Below are 1,403 nucleotides of genomic sequence, written 5' to 3'. Positions count from 1 at the left end.
CTATATTACAGAAGAGGGAATTATTAACTATTAATTGTTAATTGTTAATTATTAATTTTTGAATACTCCCCTACTCACGAAAATTAGGAATTAATAAACCAACTGCAACAATTAAAATGAATCCTTCCAACACAAATATTAAACTTATTCCGATTTTTTCAATCAGACCACCAGTAAAAGTAAATCCAATAATTCCTCCGACTCGGAGTGCACTTCTAAACAGAGAAAAACCTCTTCCCAAAAAATCTGGAGCAACTAAATCTGCTACTAAAGCAGAACTAGGACCCAAAGCAACATAAGACAAAAAAGATATTCCACAAGCAGCCAAATAAAATTGCCATAGAGATACTGCACTAGCAAGAGAAAAAATTCCCAATGCACCTATTAAATAACATGAAATTAATATTGGTTTGTGACCAAATTTATCGCTCATCCAACCACTTAGAGGGGAAAATAAAAAAGAAATACTAGCACTGAAACCCGCCACAAAAGAAATATGTCTCAACAAAAAACCTTGCTGGTTCATAGCCAAAGAAAGACCTAAATTACCGCCAAAAGAAACTAACCCCATTATTAAAGTAGCTATCAGCATCAATAAAAATTCTTTCGACCATTTTTTGCTTGAATGTTCAGTTATTTTCTCTTTTAAGGGAGTATTAGAAATAGGTTTATCCTCTAAAAATAATTCCGATAAAGCAAAAAAGCAAGAAAACAAACAAACAAATTTAAACATAGTCGAATAACCCCATAAATCGGCAACAGGACCAAATGTTAAACCTGCTAATAATCCAGCCAAAGCTGCTACAACAGAAAATATGCTAAATACTTTTCCTCTTTCTTTTGGCACAGTTAATAAACCTACTAGAGTAATATTAAGATTAATGCCAATACCGAGATAAAAACACCAAACAATACTTGTCAATGTAGCTAGTTGCCAAATATTATTAACTTGACCTATTAACCAGATAGTAGGAATACTAGCTACGGTACTAGCAATAAGCAAGATTTTTTTATTTCCCAGTTTATCTCCTAACCAACCACCCAAAAAATTCCCAGTAATTAAAGCAATTTGCAAAAAAGACATATAGTAACCTACTAATTGGGAATTAGCATCTAAATATATTGCATATATTGGTAATAGAGGAGATAAACCTCTAGCTACCATAGCTACCGCAAGTCGATGTAACCCAAGAGCTAACATTTGTTTTTTCTTCATCTTAAAGCTATAAATTGAGCATTTTTTTTACTATCGAAAAATTAACTTATTGAGGTCGTTAAAATGAAAAATAAAGACTCTTCTTGGTATTGCATAGTAGATGGTATAGTATTTTTCGGNCTTATTGAGGTCGTTAAAATGAAAAATAAAGACTCTTCTTGGTATTGCATAGTAGATGGTATAGTAT

General features: G+C 32.0%; 1 protein-coding gene. It reads right to left on the bottom strand.

The annotated features are described in order from the left end of the window. Positions 1 to 70 precede the first annotated feature (70 nt). Complete coding sequence (locus AFK68_RS00150; protein ID WP_094670688.1) at positions 71 to 1,216, bottom strand: MFS transporter; 1,146 nt, start codon at positions 1,214 to 1,216, stop codon at positions 71 to 73. Between the last annotated feature and the right edge of the window lie 187 nt (positions 1,217 to 1,403).

Source organism: Hydrocoleum sp. CS-953, assembly GCF_002260545.1.
GTDB lineage: Bacteria > Cyanobacteriota > Cyanobacteriia > Cyanobacteriales > Microcoleaceae > Trichodesmium.
This window is presented reverse-complemented; position numbering and strand designations above follow the sequence as displayed.